This window comes from Pseudomonas sp. Sample_10 (assembly GCF_004321495.1).
Classification (GTDB): domain Bacteria; phylum Pseudomonadota; class Gammaproteobacteria; order Pseudomonadales; family Pseudomonadaceae; genus Aquipseudomonas.
In genome coordinates, this window is sequence record NZ_RCOE01000260.1 from 1 (window position 1) to 1,081 (window position 1,081).

2 protein-coding genes are annotated in these 1,081 nt (G+C 57.4%); both read left to right on the forward strand.

Annotated elements, in window-relative coordinates; all coding sequences use genetic code 11:
* Positions 1-423 (forward strand): hypothetical protein (locus tag D8U18_RS25390; RefSeq protein ID WP_241664356.1); only part of this gene is annotated, 423 nt, incomplete at its 5' end.
* Positions 424-570: 147 nt separating this feature from the next.
* Positions 571-1,081: outer membrane protein transport protein (locus tag D8U18_RS25395; RefSeq protein ID WP_177435064.1), on the forward strand; the 511-nt coding region annotated here is incomplete at its 3' end.

The window sequence follows — 1,081 nt, forward strand, 5'->3', positions numbered from 1 at the left end:
GGACGCCATAGCGCAACTGCCGAATCCCTGCTGCTGGGCATTGCCGCCAGTCAGTCAGCCCTTGGTTCCGCCCTTCACGACCGCCGTGGCCACGGCCTCTACCGTATCGCCGAACCTCGCCATCAGGCTCTCTGGGACCACTACCTGGCGCTCGATCCCGAACGCGCAAGCCTGGTCCGTGGCCTCGCCAGCCAACATGCCTTTCTCAGTGGCCCGCACGTCGAATTGACCGTCAACCTGCGTTACGCCACCGCCATCGCCTGGCTGATGGTCGAAGAACAGAACACCCCGCTCCCCGAAGCAGACGACCTGCTGGGAATGGCCCGAATCTGGCGCCAGACCTTCCAGCCCCAAGGTCGCCTTAGAGACTTCACCTTCGCTTGGCAAACCTGTGTATCACCACTGAATCAGGTTGCCTGCTGACACACTCTGGATCCAAAGATCGCACAATACGCTGCGAATCTGGTCGGATTGTCCTACAAAACCGCTCTAAATCAAGCCATACAGCCTATAGCGCTGGGACGAAAATGTTGGTAATTTTCGCCCCGGTGATCACCAGGAGTTCTAATAATGAAAAAAGTAATGCTCAAAACCACCATTAGTCTCGCCGTTGCCATGGCATCCACCCAGATCTTCGCAAGTGGCTTTGCCCTCAACGAACAAAGCATCAGCGGGATGGGTACTGGTTTTGCCGGGCGATCTTCCGTTGCCGACGACGCATCCACACTTGTGGGCAACCCTGCGGGCATGTCCCGCCTCAAGCGTGAACAAGTAACCGGTGGTGTTGCATTCATCGACGCACACACCGACATCAGCGATGCCAGCTCCCGTCCGAATGGCGGCACCAACAAAGGTGACATGGTCCCTTTCATGGGCGTGCCGATGGGCTATTACGTCAAGCCTCTCGATGACCAATGGGCAGTCGGTTTCGGTGTCTATGCACCGTTCGGCCTGGTAACCGATTATGAAAACGGCTTTGCCGGCCGCTACTTCGGCAGCAAGAGCGAAGTCAAAATCATCACCCTGCAGCCAACCGTCAGCTACGCCTTCAACGACAAGGTGTCGATCGGTTTCGGCCCGA